16 protein-coding genes are annotated in these 20778 nt (G+C 52.5%); 2 read left to right on the top strand and 14 right to left on the bottom strand.

What is annotated here, in order from left to right:
- Positions 1-57: 57 nt before the first annotated feature.
- Genes ACLB09_RS24360 through ACLB09_RS24340 form a run of 5 tightly spaced genes read right to left on the bottom strand, consistent with a single transcriptional unit; the run spans position 58 to position 6934 of the window.
- Positions 58-1788 carry an ABC transporter ATP-binding protein gene (locus tag ACLB09_RS24360; RefSeq protein ID WP_410772426.1) on the bottom strand — a complete coding sequence of 577 codons (1731 nt, stop codon included), beginning with the start codon at positions 1786-1788 and terminating at the stop codon, positions 58-60.
- A 35-nt stretch (positions 1789-1823) separates the two neighbouring features.
- On the bottom strand, positions 1824-2861 hold the full coding sequence (locus ACLB09_RS24355) for a FecCD family ABC transporter permease (protein WP_410772455.1): 1038 nt from the start codon (positions 2859-2861) through the stop codon (positions 1824-1826).
- A gap of 8 nt (positions 2862-2869) precedes the next feature.
- Entirely contained in the window at positions 2870-3925 is a 1056-nt protein-coding gene (locus ACLB09_RS24350; RefSeq protein WP_410772425.1) for a FecCD family ABC transporter permease, read from the bottom strand.
- Between the two features lie 13 nt (positions 3926-3938).
- Positions 3939-4925 carry an ABC transporter substrate-binding protein gene (locus ACLB09_RS24345; RefSeq protein ID WP_410772424.1) on the bottom strand — a complete coding sequence of 329 codons (987 nt, stop codon included), beginning with the start codon at positions 4923-4925 and terminating at the stop codon, positions 3939-3941.
- 32 nt (positions 4926-4957) lie between these two features.
- Positions 4958-6934: an AraC family transcriptional regulator gene (locus ACLB09_RS24340; protein WP_410772423.1), complete on the bottom strand. Its 1977-nt coding sequence runs from the start codon at positions 6932-6934 to the stop codon at positions 4958-4960.
- A 304-nt stretch (positions 6935-7238) separates the two neighbouring features.
- On the opposite strand from ACLB09_RS24340, the gene ACLB09_RS24335 reads away from it, so the two are divergent.
- Positions 7239-9302 (top strand): transglycosylase domain-containing protein, encoded by a 2064-nt coding sequence (locus ACLB09_RS24335; protein ID WP_410772422.1) that lies wholly within the window; start codon positions 7239-7241, stop codon positions 9300-9302.
- 842 nt (positions 9303-10144) lie between these two features.
- Positions 10145-10834, top strand: coding sequence for a DNA-3-methyladenine glycosylase (locus tag ACLB09_RS24330; RefSeq protein WP_410772421.1), 690 nt, complete (start codon positions 10145-10147; stop codon positions 10832-10834).
- 22 nt (positions 10835-10856) lie between these two features.
- On the opposite strand, the gene ACLB09_RS24325 is transcribed toward ACLB09_RS24330, so the two are convergent.
- From ACLB09_RS24325 to ACLB09_RS24285, 9 genes are all read right to left on the bottom strand, one after another.
- A complete protein-coding gene (locus ACLB09_RS24325) occupies positions 10857-11921 on the bottom strand; it encodes a protein-glutamate methylesterase/protein-glutamine glutaminase (RefSeq protein WP_410772420.1) in 1065 nt (354 codons plus the stop codon).
- 29 nt (positions 11922-11950) lie between these two features.
- A complete protein-coding gene (locus ACLB09_RS24320) occupies positions 11951-12742 on the bottom strand; it encodes a CheR family methyltransferase (protein WP_410772419.1) in 792 nt (263 codons plus the stop codon).
- Between the two features lie 21 nt (positions 12743-12763).
- Positions 12764-14836 (bottom strand): chemotaxis protein CheW, encoded by a 2073-nt coding sequence (locus tag ACLB09_RS24315; protein ID WP_410772418.1) that lies wholly within the window; start codon positions 14834-14836, stop codon positions 12764-12766.
- A gap of 14 nt (positions 14837-14850) precedes the next feature.
- A complete protein-coding gene (locus tag ACLB09_RS24310; protein ID WP_410772417.1) occupies positions 14851-15279 on the bottom strand; it encodes a chemotaxis protein CheW in 429 nt (142 codons plus the stop codon).
- A gap of 21 nt (positions 15280-15300) precedes the next feature.
- Positions 15301-17283 carry a methyl-accepting chemotaxis protein gene (locus tag ACLB09_RS24305; protein ID WP_410772416.1) on the bottom strand — a complete coding sequence of 661 codons (1983 nt, stop codon included), beginning with the start codon at positions 17281-17283 and terminating at the stop codon, positions 15301-15303.
- Positions 17284-17299: 16 nt separating this feature from the next.
- On the bottom strand, positions 17300-18895 hold the full coding sequence (locus tag ACLB09_RS24300) for a methyl-accepting chemotaxis protein (RefSeq protein WP_410772415.1): 1596 nt from the start codon (positions 18893-18895) through the stop codon (positions 17300-17302).
- Between the two features lie 141 nt (positions 18896-19036).
- Positions 19037-19399, bottom strand: a complete 363-nt coding sequence (locus tag ACLB09_RS24295; RefSeq protein WP_410772414.1) for a response regulator — start codon at positions 19397-19399, stop codon at positions 19037-19039.
- A gap of 11 nt (positions 19400-19410) precedes the next feature.
- Positions 19411-19863, bottom strand: a complete 453-nt coding sequence (locus ACLB09_RS24290; protein ID WP_410772413.1) for a chemotaxis protein CheX — start codon at positions 19861-19863, stop codon at positions 19411-19413.
- Positions 19864-20091: 228 nt separating this feature from the next.
- Positions 20092-20757 (bottom strand): response regulator, encoded by a 666-nt coding sequence (locus ACLB09_RS24285; protein WP_410772412.1) that lies wholly within the window; start codon positions 20755-20757, stop codon positions 20092-20094.
- Positions 20758-20778: the final 21 nt, after the last annotated feature.

Genomic DNA, 20778 nt, shown 5'->3' with positions numbered 1-20778 from the left:
TATACTCCTCCAGTGCAAATTTGCTCCTAGTTACGTCCATCGCTGCTTCTCCTGTCATCAGGAGACTTGCTCCGCCATGCCGAATTGGGCCCGGTGCAGGCGGCTGTAGGCTCCACCGGCTTCCATAAGCTCATGATGCGTCCCCTCCTCGGCGATTCCCTGCTCGGCGACCACAATGATCCGGTCGGCGTCCTTGATCGTCGCCAGGCGGTGCGCAATGATCAGCGTCGTCCTTCCCTTCGCCAGCTTGGACAAGGCCAATTGAATGGCCGCCTCCGTCTCCGTATCCAAAGCCGAAGTCGCTTCATCCAAAATAAGAATCGGCGGGTTCTTCAGGAACATGCGCGCAATCGACAGGCGCTGCTTCTGGCCGCCCGAGAGCTTCACGCCGCGCTCGCCGATCATGGTGTCCATGCCTTGCGGCTGCTCGAGAATCAGCTCTTCAAGCTGCGCCATCCGGGCGGCCTCCCAAATAGCTTCCTCGGTCGCGCCGAGATCGCCGTAGGCGATATTTTCACGGATCGTCCCGTCAAACAGAAACACGTCCTGCTGCACAATCCCGATATGCGACCGCAGCGATTCCAAGGTGATGCTCCTGATATCCCGGCCATCCATTGTGATGGTCCCCTCGTCCACGTCATAAAAACGCGGCAGCAAACTGCATAACGTGGTTTTCCCGGCCCCTGAAGGACCTACCAGAGCGACCGTTTCTCCCGCCGCAATATCCAGATTCAAGCCTTTCAGAATCTTTTCTTTATGCTCGTAGCCGAAGGTCACATTTTTAAAAGATATATCTCCTTTTACCTTTTGAACGGGTTCCGCTCCGGGCTCATCGGCCACATCGGGATCCAGCTCCAGCAGTTCCAGATACCGTTTAAACCCCGCGATGCCTTTCGGATAAGTCTCAATCACCCGGTTAATCTGTTCGATCGGACCCAAGAATACGTTCGACAGCATCACGAATGCGATGAATTCTCCGTAAGTCATCTGTTTCTGAATCACGAACCAGGTTCCGCACATCAGTACGAACAGCGACACGAATTTCATCAAAATAAAACTGAGCGACGAGTTCCAGGCCATAATGCGGTAAGTGAGCAGTTTCGTTATCCGGAAGCGTTCGTTGTTTTCCGCAAACTTGGCGATTTCATGGTTTTCATTGGCAAAGGCCTGTACGACGCGGATTCCGCTTACGTTGTTCTCAACGCGGGCGTTATAATCGGCGATATCTGCAAACATTTTTTTGAAGGCCCGGGACATTTTCCGGCTGAAAAAGAGCGACAAATAAATCATCAACGGCACGATGATAAAAGTGAGCACCGCAAGCTGCCAGTTGATTCCGAGCATAATGCCGAACGCCCCGGCCAGCGTCATGACGGCAATGAACAAATCCTCCGGTCCGTGGTGGGCGATCTCGCCGATATCCATCAGATCGTTAGTCATCCGTGACACAAGATGCCCGGTTTTGTTGTTGTCAAAGAAACGAAAGGACAGCTTTTGCACGCGGTCAAACAGCTTTTTCCGCATATCCGACTCGATGTTGATGCCCAGTTTATGACCCCAATAGGTGACGACGTAATGAAAGAACGAGCTCACTGCATAGATCCCCAGCAAAGCGAGACAGGCGTAAAAAATCCATCTCCAGTTCCCGCTCGGCAGCAGCGTGTCCACCACTTGATTCACCGCCAGCGGAAATGCCAGCTCCAGCAAAGCGGCAAAGATGGCACAGGAGAAATCGAGAATAAACAATCCTTTATAAGGGCGATAGTATTCAAAAAAACGCCGCAACATGTCGGTGCCTCCCCTCTTTCCCGATGTTTGTTAAGTTAATTCTTGGTCTTGACCAGCAGGTACAAGAAATAGGGGGCGCCGATTACGGCCACTACGATCCCCGTAGGCACTTCCGTCGGCTGCAAAATCCATCTGCCGATCGTATCCGCCGTGAGCACCAGCAGCGCTCCCGCCAAAGCCGACGCGGGCAGCAGCCATTGATGCTTGGGGCCGACCAGCCTGCGGGCCAGATGGGGGCCGATTAGGCCCACGAACCCGATGCCCCCGCTGACCGACACGCAGGAGGCGGCAAGGCCTACGGCGGCGGCCAGCGTCTTAAGCTGTTCCCTGGATACGAAGGTCCCTAGGCCGGTTGCAGTAGCTTCACCCAAATTAAGCACATTCAAGACCCTTCCCTTATAAAAGACATAAGGGAGCAGAACAACGATCCACGGCAGCAGGCTTAGTACGAACTTCCAGCTTGTTCCCCAAATGCTGCCGGCAAGCCAGGTGGCTACGAATTGATATTTCTCCGGGCTCAGTCTTAGCGTCAGGACGATCATGGCGGAGCTGATCGCTGCGGCCACGGCAACCCCGGTAAGGAGCAGTCTTGTCGGCATAATGCCTTTGTGCCGGCTATAGGACAGGGCGAATACCACGGCTGCCGTCAGCGCTCCCCCTGCCATAGCCAGCACCGGCAAGAGCAGTGCCGGGACGGCGGAAGCGCTGGGGTACAGGAAGATGAACAACATCACCATCAACCCCGCGCCGGAGTTAATCCCCAAGATGCCGGGGTCGGCAAGCGCGTTGCGCGAAATGGCCTGCATCACGCAACCGGAAACCGCTAGTCCGGCGCCGATCAACACGGAGATCACGATCCGCGGAAGGCGGAAGTCGAACAGGATCAGCTCCTGTTGGGCCGTGCCTTTTCCCAGCAGCGTATGCGTTAAATCCACGGGCGAAAGCCGGATGAAGCCCGTATTCATGCTGATCATGAACGAGACGAGGATCAGCAGGCCAAGTATGGAAAGGACAAAAACTCCCTTTTTATTTTGTTTTTTGCCAAGCGGATTCACCGGCAGGTTGTTTTCCATCTCCATGTTTAGAGCTCCCTCCTTTCTTTGCGGGCCAAATACAGGAAGAAAGGAACGCCGATCAAAGAAATGAGAGCCCCTATCGGCACCTCGTACGGAGGATTGATCATCCTGGCGGCCAAGTCGGCCAATACTACCAGCAAGCTTCCCAGAACGGCCGAGCAGGGGATAATCCACCGATAGTCTACGCCGACCAAGTAGCGCGTAAGATGAGGAATGATTAAGCCCACAAAGCCCACCGGGCCGACCACGGAAACTGCCGAACCTGCGAGGATCAGCACAATGACCGTCGCGGTAAGCTTGACGAGCCCGGTCCGTTGGCCCAATCCCTTGGCAACGTCCTCCCCGAGGCTCAGCATCGTAATGGAGCGGGATAAGACAATAGCGCCGAGGAGGGCGCCTCCGACCCAGGGAACCATGATTTTGAGCTGGTACCATTTCGTACCGGCGACGCCCCCGGCAACCCAGAAGGCAATATCCTGCCCCACATTGAAGTGAAGCGCGATCCCTTCGCTCAAAGCGCTAAGCAGAGCGCTGAGCGCCGAGCCGGCCAGGATCAGGCGGATCGGCGTCAATCCCCCTTTGGCCAGGGAACCGACTCCGTAAACAACCCCTGCGCCCAGCCCCGCTCCGACGAAGGAATACAGGATCAGATACAAAAACGGCAAGCCGGGAAAAAAGGCAAAACACAGCGCAAGCGCGAAGCCCGCTCCCGCATTCAGCCCCAACAGTCCGGAGTCGGCCATAGGGTTGCGCGTCATTCCCTGCATGATCGCTCCGGCAACCGCGAAGGATGCGCCGACCAAAGCCCCGCCCAATACGCGGGGCAAGCGAAGCTCCCAAATGATCTGATGCTGGGTCGCTGCCTGATCAAAATGGAAAAACGCCGACCAAACCACGGGGAGCCGGATATCCGCCGCCCCGAAACAGATGGATAAGGCGATGCTCAAGAGAAGGACTGCGGTCCCCCCGATCAGAATGAGGGTGGCTGCCAGCGGCCGTGACCGTAAAGTTTTGGCTTTTTGCGGAAGCTCCCTCGTTAAAGATTGGACATGGGTGTTCATCGTACGTCACCTTTCATTCTGCTTGCTTGGAGTTTCGCGTAACGAGCAAATCGGCAATTTCCTCGGCTTGTCCAATCACGGCCGCCGGATCGTAGTAGTAGTAGCGGTCACTGTCCAGCTCATAGACACGGTTGTTTTTCACCGCCTCAAGCGACTGCCAGATCTTATCGCCTTGATAACCCATCTTTTCCTTTGGAATGTTCAGGAAAATATGATCGCCCGCATACTGGTTAACCGCCTCGAGCGAGAGGCTTTTCACCTGCGTATCTCCAAAAATTTCGTTCTTGATGATCTCCGGAGGCGTAAGCTGAAGCACATTGTAAATCGCTTGGCCGCCCCGGCCGTAATTATCCGCGAAAAGATTCATTTTCTTCTCGTCGATGGACATCAGCGTAAAGGTCTCCTCCGGACCGATAACCCCGTTCAATTTCGCCCTGGCGGCTTCTGCGCGTCGGTCATACTCTTCCAGCCAGGCCTTGGCTTCCTTCTCCCGGCCGAGCATTTTCCCCAGGCCTTCTATTTCTTCGTGCGCGTTTTTATAAGTATTGTAGGGAACCACGATCGTTGGAGCGATCTTGGAATAACTCTCGTAAGCGCTCTGATCGTTGTTGAACGTAAGGATCAAATCCGGCGAGAGGGCAACGATCTTTTCCATGGACGGATCCCAGTCGCCGACGCTTTCAATGCCTGCCGTTTTATCGCCCAGATAAGGATTATCAATAAAATATTGCGGGGCTCCCACAGGTTTTAATCCGAGAGAAACGACGGCGGACAAGTAATCCAAGGCGACGATCCGCTGCGGTTGAAGCGGAATTTCAACCTCGCCGAATACGGTATCGATCTTTTTGGTTCCGGCGGAAGCGCCTGTATCGGTCTGCCCGGCCGTATCCGGTTCCCCGGCGCCCGAGGCGGATTTATTCGCTGAGGAACAAGCGCCCAATACCAAGGGCATCACAAGCAGAAGTGTCAGGATCAGCGGGGTTGCTGCTTTTTTATACATCGATTAGTTCCTCCTCCTTTTGACATTCCAAACTAGTTTTTCGTGTCCCCAGCCAGCTTGTCCGCAATTTCTTCCGCCTGCAAGAGGGCCGACATCGGGTCGGAGGCAAAATATTTCTTCATCTCGATCTCATACACGCGATTATTGGTCACTGCCGGAAGCGAGGTCCAGGTCGACGGAAGCTTGGGTGGTTCTTGGCCTTCATTGACCAGAACGATCACGTAATCGCCGACGTAATCGCCAACGGTTTCCCAAGACAATTCGACCCGGCTCTCCTTCTTGTCGATCAGCTCGCTTTTCACCTTTGGAGCAGGCGTGAGTCCCAGAATTTGATAGATGGCTTTTCCTCCGCGTTCTCCCAAATCGCCCACGACCATTGCGAACTTCTCTACCGTTACATAATCCACGATGGTGAAAGTGGCTCCTTCGGGAATAACCTGATCGATTTTGCTGCGCGCGGCCTCTTTGCGTTGGTCAAAATCAGCAAGCCACTCCTTGGCCTTGTCCTGCTTGTTCAAGATTTCGCCCATGGCAGTTATTTCTTCATGAATATCCTTATATTGAGTTGAATCGAATACGACAGTAGGGGCAATTTTGGAGTAATTCTCATACGCCTCTTGATCCCAGGTAATGATCAGGTCCGGGGAAAGAGTCATTACTTTTTCAAGAGACACCTGACCGTCCAGGCCTATATCCTCAACGCTCGCAGAAACAAGCGGCTTCAAGAATGCACCGTAATCGAGCAGCGTCTTACTGACCCCAACTGGCATTACATCCAACGCCAAAATATCGCCGAGATACCAATCGGCCACCACCCGTTTAGGCTCCGCAGGCACTTCGACTTCTCCCATCACCGTAGATACTGTTCGTGTGCTTGCCTTATTCGAAGCTTGCGACCCGCCTGCTTCTTGTCCGGTCGCTTCCACTTCCTGTCCTGCGGCTTTAGCCGCTGAATTCCGGTTCTCGGCTGCGCCCCCTCCCGAACAAGCGGTAAGCAATAATGTAAAGCAAAGCATGAAGGTTAGCAGTTTGGTTGATCTTGAACCGTTAAACATGTATATATCCCCTTTTTCGCTGTATTGATAATGATTATCATTATTAATATAACGATGCAGGGGCATCCCGCCAATGGAGGATATGAATGTAGTCCATGTAAGATCTGAATCTGTTCTTCCAGCGGATACCTCGGTTTTATACTGTCCGGGCGTCAGCCCGGTCTGCTTTTTAAACACCCTGTTAAAGTAAAATACATCCGTATAACCCACGGCCAAGGCGATTTCCTGCGTGCTTGCCCCCGTACCGGACAGCATTTCCTTCGCTTTGTCGATCCGCACCTGGATGACATAGTCGATCGGACTTTTTCCCGTACTCTGCCTGAACTGCTTGGAAAGATACTGCATGCTGTAGTTCCACTTCTTGGCGAGCATTTCCAGGGAAATCGGCTCGTTGTAATGCTTGTGAATGTAATGGAGGATCTGTTCCGCCACATCGAGAGGTTTGGAGGAACTTTCCCTTAGCTGAAGCTGGCGGATATGCTCGTAAACAAACTCATAAAATCGGGATTTGGCGTAAAGTTGGTTCAGTGCGGGCACATGCCCCCGATTCCAATCCGAATACAACGCCCGGACAATCTGAAACAGAACGACGGGGGCTTCCGGGATCCAGACGCGATTATGCTTCATCGGATTCTTGGAAGGCGAAAGTTTCTTGACCTTGCCGGTCGGTGCATGAATTTCTCCTTGATAAAATATGGCATAGTATTCGATTTCTTCATCGCTTGCTTCTATGGATAAAAAGGCGCCTTTGCCGGCATGCAAAAGACAGAATCCGTCAATGCCATGATTGGACTTATTCAGCCGCATGCTGCCTTTCCCGCGCACCACAAGCAAATACCCGCTGGACGGGAACAAAGAAGTTTCCTGACCCCATGGCCTTACCGCCGAATGCCGGATTTCCGTAATCTTGATCAGCGCATGATTCCAGAAATCCGCATATCCCTCCCAATCCAAGGTCAACCCTCCCAAGTATCGTATAGTAATAAGCTTCATCAATAATCAGGCCTGATAAGTAATGAACCTTTCATAAGTAATAAGCCTCATTCTAATGTGATAGGTAATTAAGCTTCATTCTAATTGATAATGATTATCATCGTCAATGAGACAATGATAAATGGTCCTTTCGCCCTTAATGAATAACCTTAATAATCTATCCCATACTAGAATTATCCAGCATGTACATGCTGCGTATTTAGCGCTATATCCGGCGATTTTCCCTTTTAATTATCGTGGCCGGGAGTAAAAGAGGAGGTCCCTAATGCATAAACTTGTCCGCAGCCAGCGCAAACCGCGGCGCAGCCGGCTTCTGAAGCTAATGAAATATACCTTGTACTCCGGCTTATTTGGAGTGACGTTACTCGGCATTGTGCTGTTATATTTATCGCAAGCCAGCCTTCCTCCGGCGGATTCGGCCAAAAATTCGCAGCTGATCGACCTCGACGGACAAGCTGTGACCGTCTTTTCAAGCAGCGAGCGGAACCGGAAGCATGTGGATCTGGATGAGATATCGCCGTGGTTGATTAAAGCGACCTTGGCGGTGGAGGACCGGAAATTTTACGATCATTACGGATTTGATATGAAAGGAATGCTCCGGGCGCTGCTGGTCAATTTGAAAGAAATGGACAAAGTCCAGGGAGCCAGCACGCTTACCCAGCAATTGGCCCGGAACCTTTATCTCTCCCACGAACGAACCTGGTCACGCAAGCTTAAAGAAGCCAAGCTTACGGCACAGCTTGAAATGAAATACAGCAAAGATGAAATTTTGAATATGTACCTGAACGAGATTTATTACGGGCGCGGAGCGTACGGCATTGAAGCGGCGTCGCAAATGTATTTCGGCAAGTCCGCTAAAGATCTCGATCTGGCCGAAAGCTCCATATTGGCCGGCATCCCCAAAGGACCTACCTACTACTCGCCCTACAACCATATGAAAAATGCCAAGGACCGCCAAAAAATCATTCTGGCCGCCATGAAAGAGACTGGATTGATTACGCAAGAACAAGCCGACGAGGCCTATAACCATCTGTTGTCCTTTCAATCTCCGCAGCAGCGGACCCGCACCGAGGAGGCTCCTTATTTCCGGGACTACATCCGGAACATTGTGGTGCATGAGCTGGGTTTTGAAGAAAGCTTGCTGGAGCATGGCGGGCTGCGTATCTATACGACGCTGGACATGGATGCGCAGCGTGCTGCCGAAGCGGCCGTAGCATCGGAGCTTCAAAACAGCCCCGACCTGGAAGCGGCGCTCGTGTCCATCGATCCACGGAACGGGTACGTCAAAGCCCTCGTTGGCGGAGCAAATTACAGGGTAAGCCAGTACAATCACGTGTTTGCCACCACCCGGCAACCCGGCTCCAGCTTCAAGCCGATTATGTATCTAGCGGCCCTGGAATCGAAAAAGATGACTGCCGTGAGCACCTTTAACAGCCAGCCCACGCTATTCCACTATGACGACAACCGCAAGACGTACAGTCCCAAAAACTACGGGGACAAGTATCTTGGCGAAATCGATATGCGCAAAGCGATTGCGGCATCGGACAATATCTATGCGGTCAATACCATTCTGACCGTAGGGGCCGAGCAAGTGATTCAGTTGGGCAAAAAAATGGGGATCACCAGCCCGCTGGAGCCCGTGCCTTCGTTGGCGCTGGGTACTTCCCCGATCAGCCCGTTCGAAATGGCCGCCGCCTTTTCCGTCATCAGCAATCAGGGGCGGAAGGTCACTCCCGTCGCCGTGCTGAGAATTACGGATGAAGAAGGGCATACGCTCTATAGGGCTCCTCAAATGAAGGAGCAGGAGCAAGTGATCGATCCGGCCGCCGCTTATGTGCTCACGCAGCTGATGGAAAGCGTGTTTGAAACCGGCGGCACCGGCAACCGGGTATCGGCCGAGATCAAGCGGCCGGTGGCCGGCAAAACCGGAACGACCAGCACGGACGCGTGGCTGGTCGGGTTTACGCCGGAGCTGTCGACGGCCGTCTGGGTCGGTTACGACAAGGGCAAGACGCTCGGCACGGCCGAGTCGCGCCGGGCGGCACCGATCTTCGCCAAGTTCATGGAGAACGCGCTGGAAAAGGTGCCGCCGAAAATTTTTCCGATGCCGGACGGCGTAGTCAGCGTCTACATCGACTCCGCCACCGGCAAGCTCGCGACCGCCGACTGCCCGGACAAGAAGCTGGAGGTTTTCTTGCAAGGCACGGAGCCGACCGAATTCTGCACCGCTCACGGCGAAGGCGAACAGCCTGCCGAGCCGCTGCCGGTCAAGGACAAAACGGAAAGCCACTCCTGGTGGAGCGATTTGAAACGCTGGTGGATGGATTAGAACGGTGAGGAACGCAGGTAGTTTCTTGTCGGAGTAGTAGTTGATATGAGGCGGATGAACTCGCTCGGAGATAGGCTGCTGTTGTGCTGGGTTAGTTAGTTCCCGTTGGAGTGACTAGTTGGTGCGTGGCGAGTGAACTCTCTTGGGGACAGGCTGCTGTTGTGCTGGATTAGTTAGTTCCCGTCAGAGTGACTAGTTGGCGCGCGGCGAGTGAACTCTCTTGGGATAGGATGCTGTTGTGCTGGGTTAGTTAGTTCCCGTCGGAGTGACTAGTTGGTGCGTGGCGAGTGAACTCTCTTGGGGATAGGATGCTGTTGTGCTGGGTTAGTTAGTTCTCGTCGGAGTGACTAGTTGGTGCGTGGCGATTGAACTCTCTTGGGGACAGGCTGCTGTTGTGCTAGGTTAGTTCATGTAGGAGTAACTAGTAGGGGCGCGGCGAGTGAACTCTCTTGGGGATAGGATGCTGTTGTGCTGGGTTAAGTGCCGTGTGCATGCGCCACAACATTAACTGGATTTCCTACAGTTAGTTTGACCCGATTCGGCTACTGGATTGAATTAGATGGAAAACCTCCATCTATTTCGGAGTAAAGTCAGCCGAATCGGCAAAAAATGCAGAATTAACTGTAGGCTTTCCAGTTAATTGATCTTTAAGAGCTTTTTGCTCGAAATTAACTACATATTTTCCAGTTAATTTTACGGTGGGCTATCTAAAGCCATTTTGCCTTGCGCTCTAAAAGGCCATTTTTATAATATAAAGGTAAACCTGACGGGGGTTGAACGTCATTCCGGGATCTCTAAACAAATACTTTCGGAATGGCAAAAATCCGAGGAGGCCTAAGCCTATGAAGTCTAAACCTGGCTGCTTTAACGCGGGGGAATTGCTCCCGCTTTCTTTTTATGCCGTTTCGGCGCTGGAGGCGGCGCCCCGGTTGCTGGGGCAGACGCTCGTCCGCGAGACCGAGGAAGGCGAGATTATCCGCTGCCGGATCGTCGAGACGGAAAGCTACGGCGGCGTGGAGGATAAGGGGAGCCATGCGTACGGGGGCCGGAGGACGGCCCGTACCGAAATTATGTTCGCCGAGGGCGGAGCCGCCTATATTTATTTGATTTACGGCATGTACCACTGCCTGAATGTGGTCACAGGGCCGCAGGACGACCCGCAGGCCGTCCTGATTCGGGCCGTGGAGCCGCTGACGCCGGGAGACGAGGCGCTCATGCGCGCCTATCGCGGCTCCCGCGCCCGCCGGCCGGGGGACTTGTCAGGGGGACCCGGCAAATTGTGCCGGGCCCTTAACATCGACAAGTCGCTCAACGGCGTGCTGCTGCACAGCGGCGACAGCCCGCTGCGGCTGGAAGCAGCGGGCACCCCGGCCGAGCCGCCGGCCCGGGGCGGCGGCTCGGCCATCATCCTTGCGGCGCCGCGCATCAACATCGCCTATGCGGCGGAATACGCCGACATGCCGTGGCGCTTCTATTACCAGGACAACCCTTATGTCTCGGTTGTCGACAAAACCAGGGGCATTCCTTATTAACTAAGGAATGCCCCTGTTGTTATCAAACCTTTGTCAATTGCCGGATTTTTGCGGCAATCACCGTCACGGGCACGACGTGGTCGACGCAATTGAGACTGATCGCCGCCCGCGGCATGCCGAACACGACGCAGGTGTCCTGGGCTTCCGCAATCGTGGATTCGGCTCCTTGCCGCTTGGCCTGCGCCATTGCCCTGGCGCCGTCGCTGCCCATGCCGGTCATCAGCACGTAGTGCTTCTTTAATCCCGGCAAGGCGGATACCGAATCGAACATGACGTCCACCGAAGGTCGATGGCCGTTTTGCGGCGGCTCCTGGTGCAAAACGATACGAACCTCATCCTTCCGTCTGACCAGCGTCATATGGTAGCCGCCGGGTGCAATATAGGCGGTTCCCCCTTGCACCAACTGCCCGTCCTCCGCTTCCACGACCCGGATCCGGCACAGGTTGTTCAGCCGCTGAGCCAAAGACAGCGTGAACTTCGGCGGCATATGTTGAACAACCAGGACGGGATACGGGAAATCCGCCGGCAGTCCCGTCAGCACTGTTTCCAAGGCTTTGGGACCGCCCGTCGAAGTCCCGATCGCTACGATTTGACGGAACTCTTTTGCCCCATCCGAGACAACGCGCTTGGGCTCCCATGCGGCCTGCGGGGTTCCTCCGCGGCGCGCGGCAATCAGCACCGAAAGCTGGGTCCGTGCCGCTGCCTTGATCTTGCCGACGATCTCTTCCCGAGCCCCGACCAGTCCCGTCCCGACGGATCCGGAAGGCTTCGGTATAAAATCAACCGCCCCGCTTTGCAGCGCCGTGATCGTTTCTTCGGCCCCCTCCCTGGTGAGGGAACTGAGCATGATGACCCGCGTCGGCAGTTCTTCCATGATTTTTCCCAGCGCTTCGATTCCGTTCATTTCCGGCATTTCAATATCCATCGTAACTACATCAGGCCGCAACTCTTTGACCATCCTGACGCCCTCGGCCCCATTGCGGGCCGTGCCGACGACCTGAATATCTTCATCCTCTTCTACCAGCCGAACGATCATCCTGCGCATAAACAACGAGTCGTCAACGACGAGTACTTTGATTTTCCCCATGACTGGTATCTTCCTTTAGTTAAATTGAATTATTGCTTTCTGTAAAAAAAGGTTTCCGTAGCCTCCAGCCCATACTGATGCGGTTGAAAGATCTGCTCCGTTCCTCCGATGAACAAGTAACCGCCCGGCTTCAGAGCCTGGCTAAACTTAGAAAAGATAATCTCTTTCGCTTCATCGGTAAAATAAATCAGCACATTCCGGCAAACGATCAGGTCAAACCCTGTTTCATAGCGGTCGGCAAGCAGGTTATGCTGCTTAAACTGCACGCAATGCTTAACTTCTTCCGAAATCAGATACCGTTCACCCTGTTTTGTGAAAAATCGGTTCAAATGCGCTTTAGGCACGTCCTTGACCGCGGCCGCCTGATAGTTTCCGATTTTTGCTTTTCCAATGGCATTCTGGTCCAAATCCGTGGCCAACAGCTGAATTTCCTTCAGATTCATAAACTCGGATAGCAACATCGTTATGGAATACGGCTCCTCTCCTGTCGAGCAGGCGGCACTCCAGCATTTCAGTCTTGGGCTGCGTTTCAAAAGCTCGGGCAGGATCTTATCCCTCAGAACGTCCCATCTTTGTGGATTCCGGAAAAATTCCGATACGTTGATCGTCATCTGGTCCAGAAATTCACCATACAGAGCAGGCTGGGCAGAAAATGCGTTGAAAAAATCAACAAAGCTCGCATAGCCTCTTCTCTCGCGCAGGCTGCTCAGTCTGCGTTTCATTTGCGGTTCTTTATATAAAGCCAAATCAATGCCCGACTTTGTCTTTACGAGCTGGACAAACCGTGCAAAATCTTGATCCGGCTGCAGAGAGGTTACCATCCTCGCCTCGCCTCCTTTTGTTTAAGACACGGTTTTCCCGCCGATTTTACTAATAATTCCCGCTATCTCCATGATCAGCGCAACACTTCCGTCACCAAGAATCGTTCCGCCCGCAATCCCGGTTACCTTGCCTATATAGGAACCAAGCGACTTGATCACGATCTCCTGATTGCCGATCAATTCATCCACCACCAAAGCCAGGCGCTTCTCGGCAGACCCTACAATGACAAGGGAGATATTCTGCTTGACCTGTTCCGTTACCGGCAAATGAAAGTACTCATGAATCCGGGCGACCGGAATAACCTGATTGCGGAGCAAAATGACCGATTGTCCCCGCACCGTAACGATGTCATCCCGGGTGACTCTGACGATTTCCGAAATATTGCTCATGGGAATAATGTAGGTTTGTTTCGCAAGTTTGACAAGAAGCCCTTCGATGATGGCCAAGGTCAAGGGTAATTTGATTTTGAACGTTGTTCCCTTGCCGATTGCCGTATGGATTTCGATCAGTCCGTTCAGTTTCTCAATGTGGCTCTTGACGATGTCCATTCCCACGCCCCGCCCGGATACGTCGCTGACGACCGATGCCGTCGAGAAACCCGGCCGGAAAATCAATTCGACCGCTTCCGGCTCCGACAAATACGAAGCCTCCTCCGGCGTAATTACCCCTTTGGCAATCGCTGAAGATTTGACCTTCTCTGCGTGGATACCGGCTCCATCGTCTTCTACGTAGATGACGACCTGGTTATCTTCATGGGCAGCCCGGATCGTCAGCGTCCCTTTCGGCGACTTGCCGGCCGCTTCGCGTACTCCGGGAGCTTCGATACCATGGTCTACCGCATTTCGGATTAAATGGATTAGCGGATCGGCAATTTCTTCAATCAGCGTCCGGTCGAGCTCGGTGTCCTTTCCTTCGATGACCAGCTCGATTTCTTTGCCCAAATCCCGCGACAGATCTCGAATCATCCGCGGAAACCGGTTAAAGAGCTGCTCAATCGGAAGCATCCGGGTTTTCATCACGCTCTCTTGCAAGTCTCCGATAATTCGGGACAAATGGTCGGAGATATGTCCCAGTTCCTCCACCGAGTCATCCGTAAACCGCCTTCTCTGGATGCGTTCTACCTGATGAATCCGGGTTTGATCAATCACCAGCTCGCCGACCAGGTTCATCAGATGCTCCAGTCGTTCGACACTAACCCGAATCGTCTGCTGTTTGGACTTGGCAGGAGAGGAACTCTCTTCTTGCCCTGCCGTTTTGGGAGCGGAAAACGCAGGAGCGGGCTGCACCAGTTCGATTTCTTCTGCGGCTACGGGCTCGATCCGCACCGTTTCCACATCCATTAAATCCATGGTCAGTGCCCGCAGTTCCTCCCGGTTGCGATCGCCCGCATGGAGATAGGCAATCTCGGTCGATTCCGAGCTATGCTCCTCCATTTCCTCCAGCTCCGGATGGGTATATAACACTTCACCCCATTCGGCCAAACTGGACTGAATCACAAATGCCCGCGCGCCCTTGATCGGACAAGAGCTTGAGATCCGAACAAAGATCCAGTTTACCTGCCGGCCCTGATCCTGGCATTCGCATACTTTGAGCCGGGTATCGAGTAAAAGAACCGGCTTTAAGGAACTTGTCCACAAAGCCTCGGATTCCATTTTGTCAGCCACCGGATGAGCATGCGAATCAGCTTGTTGGACACCTTGCTTCACCTCTTCCGGCCCGTTTGCAAAACTATGCAACTCCTGAAGACAGACAGAGATATCAATCCCTGCACCGCCACCGCCGTCTACGATATCTAATTTCAGAAGCTTCAGGTGATCCAAGGCATGGAACAGGCGATCGATCAGGGCTCCGGTTACGGCACGTTTTCCGCTTCGGACCAGATCCAGCAACTGCTCCATTTCATGGGTCAACTGCTTCATTACGTCAAATCCCATGGCCGCCGAGGAGCCTTTCAGTGTATGCGCCGCGCGGAACAAGCTCTGCACGACGCCATGGGAATCCTCTTCCCGCTCAAGCTTCATTATTTCCTCATCCATCAGTTGCAGCTGTTCTTCAAGCTCCTCCAGAAAAACCTCTCTATATTCAGATAGCACGACAATAGGCCTCCTTATTCATGCAAAAGAACTTCATCGAGCCTCAAGATGCCGACCAGCCCGCTCTCCGCAAGCCCGATTCCTGTGAAAAAGCTCCCTTGTACACCTCCAACCCGCTCGGGGGGAGGTTGAATATCGGAAAACGTCGTCACCTTGTTCACCCGGTCGACGACAATGCCGACCGCTTCCTCCTGATGATGAATGACAACGATCCGGCTGCTCTTGGTATACTCCGCTTCGTTGCTGCCGAATAAACTGCGCAGACTGATTACGGGAACGATCCGGCCCCGCAGATTGATGACGCCCTTAACATATTCCCTGACATTCGGGATGGCGGTAATTTCCTGGATTTTGATAATTTCATGAATATCCTGAATCCGGATCGCGTATTGCTCTTGTTCAATTCCGAATTCAACATATTGCTCTTGTCCGCTTACCTGCATGTGTTTCCACCTCCTGCGTGATCAGACTTTGAACGCCGCTACCATGCGGTTTAATTCATCGGCAAGTTCAGCTAAAGCTCCTGCTGTCGAGGCCGTTTCCTCACTGCTTGCCGCTGTTTCTTGCGTTGCAGCCGAAATGTTCTCGATCGCGGCCACGACATCGCTCGATTGGGCCGCCTGCTCTTCGCTCGCCGCCGCTATCTCCATCACCCGACTCGCCGACTCGGTTACCATGGCAACGATATGGTCAAAGGCTTCTCCGGATTGCTCCGTAGAGAACATTCCTACTTCCACCGCTTTAACGGTTTCCGCCGTGTTGTTCTGCATGCCTTTAATAATGCCGGTAATCTGCTTCGTTGCCTCCCCGCTCCGTTCCGCCAATTTACGAACTTCATCCGCCACGACGGCGAAGCCTCGTCCCTGATCTCCTGCGCGGGCCGCTTCAATGGCGGCATTCAGTGCCAGGAGATTGGTCTGTTCCGCGATATCGTCAATAACCTCAATAATCTCGCCGATCCGGATTGAGTCCTCTTCCAGCCGGAGCACCTGACGGCTTACCGAATTCATTTCCTCCACGGAACGCCCTACTACCGCTCCGCCTTCACTGGCAACCGTCGCGGTTTTGTTCGCCAATTCCGAAGCCGAGGCCGCGCTGGCCGCTACAGAGTTGATCGCGACGGACAATTCCTTGAACAATTCATTGATCGTTTGGACCGCATACGCCTGGTCACCGCTGCCCGAGGCCAATTCTTCGGCTCCCGCGGAAATCTGCTGGGAGGCGGCAGCGACCTGAGAGGCATTCGCGTTAACTTGCCCGAGCATCGATTTCATGCTTTGCGTAATTTCCTGGAACCCCCGGCTTAACACGCCGATTTCATCATGCCTGCGCAAAACCTGTTCCGGCAAAGTCTTCGTGAAATCCCCCCGGGCCATATATTCGCCGATATCCACCACCTGCTTAAGCGGCTTTACAATGCTGTTGGTCAGTAAGACAACTACAAAGCCTAACACTAACAACGTGAGCAGACCGGCAATAATAATGATGGTCAAAATCCGGTCCGAATCGGCTGTGATCTCTTTCAAAGGAACCACCGTAGCTACCGACCAAGGGGTTTCGGTTTGGCCCACCGTAATCGGCGTGTAAAGAACATAAGTCTCATTCCAAGTATATGTGTAGGAGGACCCCTTTCTGATGAAATCCAGGGTTTCCGCATTCGCATCCGGGAATGCCTCTTTCAAATTTTTGCCGATGATGCTCTTATCCGGGTTCGTCACGACGGTACCTGCATTCGAATAAATATGGGCGAAGCCGGTCTTATACAGCTTGAATTGGTCCATCATGTTCTGAAGATACTCCAACTCGATGTCAATTCCGATGACACCCACCACGGAACCATTTTCTTCAATCGGAACGACAAGGGACGTCATCATGACATCCTTACCATTAATCGAGTCGCTGTAGGGATCCATGATCACTTCTTTTCCGCTATTTTTCACGATTTCGTAAAAGTCATCGTTGCCTTCGATAAACCAAGCCTCAAGCGGGCTCAGCTCCAGTCCGTTCTCCGTCCGTTTCCAATAAGGAACGGATCTTCCGAGTTCATTCGAACCCGGGGCATCCCGAAACTCCGCATCCTTGCCGTCAAAAGCGTTTGGTTCCCATATAGCCCATGCCCCTAAATAGGAAGGGTTCTTTTCCACGGTTTGTTTAAGCATGGCATTCTGGGTAGTCCGGTTCGCCGCAGCGGTCTGCTTCAAGCTTTCCATGGATTCGGCCAAATTGCGGGCTACCGCGATCGCACTTTCAAACTCTAGCTGCACATTGGCACCGATCTTCTCGCCCGAGGTTTTCGATAAAGACATCGCTGTGGATATCGCTTCATTTTTCGTCGTTATACCTATAAAAGTTAGCATGATCCCCAGCAGAATGATGACCGATCCCAAAATGGTAATCAGCATGCGAGTCCTTAATTTCATGGAAAATCCGAATCTTGTTAATTTCACCATTGTCGCCACCTAACTATGAGTTCACTTTAAACACCGATACGGTATGGTTTAATTCCTCCGCCAGGCCTGCAAGAGATTGTGCCGCCGAAGCCGTTTCTTCGCAGCTGGCCGCCGATTCCTCCGTCACCGCCGAAATATTCTCGACCGCCGCCATCACTTCCGCAGATTGAGCTGCCTGCTGCTCGCTTGCCGCAGCAATCTCCGTTACTTTGCCTGCAGACTCGTTAATTTTAGTCATAATATGTTCAAAGGCTTCTCCGGTCTGCTTGGTTAGTGCCACTCCATCACGAGTAGCCTTGACGCTATGGCGCGTATTTTCTTGCATCCCTTTAATGATGTCGGTGATCTGTTTGGTAGCTTCCCCGCTCCGCTCCGCCAATTTCCGGACTTCATCCGCTACGACGGCAAAGCCTCTTCCCTGGTCCCCGGCACGCGCAGCTTCAATCGCTGCATTCAGGGCAAGCAGGTTTGTCTGCTCCGCGATATCATCGATAACTTCAATAATCTCGCCGATCTTGTTCGAATCCTCTTCCAGTCTGGCCACCTGCACGTTAACCTGGTTCATGCCTTCAACGGAAGAACGGACGACCTTCCCGCCCTGCTCTGCGATGTTCATCGTATCGTCCGAAATATCCGAGGCTTGTTCGGCAATCCGGGCAACCGCATGCGTCGCGGCGGACAATTCTTTAAACAATTCGTTAATCGTTTGGGCGGCATGGGCTTGTCCTGCGCTGCCCCCGGCGATCTCTTCCGTGCTTGCAGATATTTGCTGAGCGGCAGCGGATACGCCTTCAGCGGTGGTAAGAACCCCGCCTACGATGCTGCGCAGGCTCAGAATCATATCGTTCGTCGAAGAAGTAAGCCTGCCAATCTCATCCTTCGAGTCCACTTCCGTCGTTTCGGTCAAGTCGCCTTTGGATACTCTCTCAACCAGTTTAACGACCCGTTGAAGCGGGCTGGATATACTGCGCGAAAGGATTACGCTAAACGCAACTCCGAGCAAAACCGATAGAACCAGCACAATAAACGTGATGTTTCGCGAATCCAGGTACAACTGGCCCGCCTGGGCGTTGCGTTCTTCCGCAAGTTCTACGTTCACCGCAACCAATTGTTCGATGATCCCCATGACCGTATCTCCGCTCTTATCGAGCTCTCCTCGCAGCAGCGCGAAAAATTCATCGGTTTTATCCTCATAAATCAAGGCCTTGGCTTCGTCCAAATCCTGTTTAAAAGCGTCCCACGCCGGGCCTAAAGTCGCCAGGAGCTCCTCTTCCCTGCTGGTCAACTTGGTAGCCTGATATTGATTGATATTCGACTCTACCTCACTGATAAAACTATTAATTTTCTGATTATAATCATCCCTGACCGCCTTGTTGTCATCCATGATTTCCATATCGCGGATATTCACCCGGATTCTCTGATATAATCCCGAAGCGGCGGATATGTCCCGAACCGTTACCAGATTGTTATCATACATGTCGGACATGCTGTCGCTCATTTTGTCTATACTGCTTAATCCAAAGTACCCTATGAATACCAGCAACGCGGCCATTAGAAAAAAACCAAAGTATAACTTCACCGATATTTTCAAGTTCCGAAACCATCCCATGGCTATCCCTCGCTATCTTTGTCATTAATTTGTTCCAATTCCGCTTCAAGGTGTTCCAAAATCTGCTCTAGATCTTCCCCTGATAAACGATCGTCGTGATGAAACCTGATGAACTTCATTTCCCTTACCACCTTCACTTTTCTAAGCCCCTAATGCTTTTCGAATGGATTCCAGAACCCTTTCCTCTTGAAACGGTTTGACGATAAAGTCTCTGGCCCCGGCTTGCAGAGATTCCACAACCATCGCCTGCTGCCCCATAGCCGAACACATAATAATTTTTGCATCCGGATCTATGGCCTTGATCTGCCTAACCGCCTCTACCCCCTCCATCACCGGCATCGTGATGTCCATGGTCACCAGATCGGGCGCCAGGGTCCGGTACTTCTCTATCGCGTCCTGCCCGTTCTCGGCTTCACCCACGATCTCAAATCCGTTTTTGCTCAAAATGGTTTTCAACATTAACCGCATAAATGCCGCGTCATCAACAACCAGAATTTTATTCATAGTAAGTCCCCCTAAGCCTGTAACAGTAAAATGGTGTTCACCGGGCCGATCGCTTCCAAATGAACCGTAACCCGAATACCGCGACTAAACCCGTACATTCGAAGCTGTCCTACCATCACCGTAGGAGGAGTGATATCAATATGTCTTCCGCGATTCGACAGAAGCGTGGATGTATTCCCGGCAATCATATTCGCCATCTCTCCGACAAAACTGTGGAGCATTTCTCCTTCCAGCGGCATGCCGTACATATTCTGGCTCAGATTAGAAAATATCCGGCCCTCTCCCTCTATGATCAGGCGCCCTTCCAAGTCTCCTACAATGCCTACAAGCACGCCGATGTCACTTTGTATCAAATTTTGCTCGAATAAATGGGGAGCTTCGACCTGCATAGGACAACTAAAAATGTGCTTTATCGATTCTATGGCGCTGTTCAATAAGTCTGTTGCCCCGTCATACTTTTGCACTAAACCAAATCCTTCCTTGTGTGATTAATGTCCTATCTTTCTAGTACTCTCATCATACACACGCGAAGAAAGGCGGTAACCGAAAAAGTATTGCGGGGGCCCGCAAATATTTTGCGGAATTTTGTAGTTTTATGTAGTTTGATGTCGAAAAACAGCAAAAAAAACGCCTTTCGGCGTTCTTTGTGGAGAAGTCTATGTTATTATTGCGTAGGTCTTTAGACCCATATGTTAACTTGAGGACTTTGAAAAGTCCGAGTCGGACAACAAACCTAACGTTTTTGCCTTCATGGCGGCTTCAATCCGGGATTTTACCCCTAGCTTATGAAACAAACTGGTCAAACTATATTCCAAGGAACGTTGACTTACCAGAATATTTTCGGCGATCGCTTTATTGCTTTTCCCCCTGGCGATTTGTTTCAAAATATCGTATTCCTTATGGGTAATGACGCCTGTGTCCTGGCCGCCTGTCTTTTCCGTCTCCTGCCCGGATATTCTCCTCAATTGCCGGACCAGGGACAGAGGCAGCACCGCTTCCCCACGGAGAGCGCAGCGTACGGCAGTCACGAGTTGCTCTCTATCCGCCGTTTTGAGCACGAAACCCGTTATTCCCGCTTCCACCATGAGGTTGAAATGGTTCGTAAATTCAAATCCGGTATAGATCAAGATCACCGCCTCCGGCACTACGGTAATAATCTGCTTGGCCAGGTCAATTCCGTTCATCTTCGGCATATGAAGATCGAGCAGCATTAGATCGTAATGATTATGCCGAACCAGTTCCATCGCCTTTTCTACGGTTTCCGCGATCGCCACAACCATATCTCCTTCTTGTTCCAGCAGCACTTTGGTGCCTGCCATGACCGAAGGATGATCATCCACGAGCAAAATATGGATCATCACTGCACACCCCTTGTTCCT

Source organism: Fontibacillus forbon, from assembly GCF_046559655.1.
Classification (GTDB): Bacteria; Bacillota; Bacilli; order Paenibacillales; family Paenibacillaceae; genus Fontibacillus.
This window is presented reverse-complemented; position numbering and strand designations above follow the sequence as displayed.

Excerpts from the sequence above, each read along its gene's own strand:
- ACLB09_RS24355 (WP_410772455.1), bottom strand. The coding sequence starts at position 2,861 with ATGGAAAACAACCTGCCGGTGAATCCGCTTGGCAAAAAACAAAATAAA.
- ACLB09_RS24360 (WP_410772426.1), bottom strand. The coding sequence starts at position 1,788 with ATGTTGCGGCGTTTTTTTGAATACTATCGCCCTTATAAAGGATTGTTT.
- ACLB09_RS24310 (WP_410772417.1), bottom strand. The coding sequence starts at position 15,279 with ATGCAGGTAAGCGGACAAGAGCAATATGTTGAATTCGGAATTGAACAA.
- ACLB09_RS24350 (WP_410772425.1), bottom strand. The coding sequence starts at position 3,925 with ATGAACACCCATGTCCAATCTTTAACGAGGGAGCTTCCGCAAAAAGCC.
- ACLB09_RS24320 (WP_410772419.1), bottom strand. The coding sequence starts at position 12,742 with ATGGTAACCTCTCTGCAGCCGGATCAAGATTTTGCACGGTTTGTCCAG.
- ACLB09_RS24300 (WP_410772415.1), bottom strand. The coding sequence starts at position 18,895 with ATGGGATGGTTTCGGAACTTGAAAATATCGGTGAAGTTATACTTTGGT.
- ACLB09_RS24285 (WP_410772412.1), bottom strand. The coding sequence starts at position 20,757 with ATGATCCATATTTTGCTCGTGGATGATCATCCTTCGGTCATGGCAGGC.
- ACLB09_RS24330 (WP_410772421.1), top strand. The coding sequence starts at position 10,145 with ATGAAGTCTAAACCTGGCTGCTTTAACGCGGGGGAATTGCTCCCGCTT.
- ACLB09_RS24295 (WP_410772414.1), bottom strand. The coding sequence starts at position 19,399 with ATGAATAAAATTCTGGTTGTTGATGACGCGGCATTTATGCGGTTAATG.
- ACLB09_RS24345 (WP_410772424.1), bottom strand. The coding sequence starts at position 4,925 with ATGTATAAAAAAGCAGCAACCCCGCTGATCCTGACACTTCTGCTTGTG.
- ACLB09_RS24335 (WP_410772422.1), top strand. The coding sequence starts at position 7,239 with ATGCATAAACTTGTCCGCAGCCAGCGCAAACCGCGGCGCAGCCGGCTT.
- ACLB09_RS24325 (WP_410772420.1), bottom strand. The coding sequence starts at position 11,921 with ATGGGGAAAATCAAAGTACTCGTCGTTGACGACTCGTTGTTTATGCGC.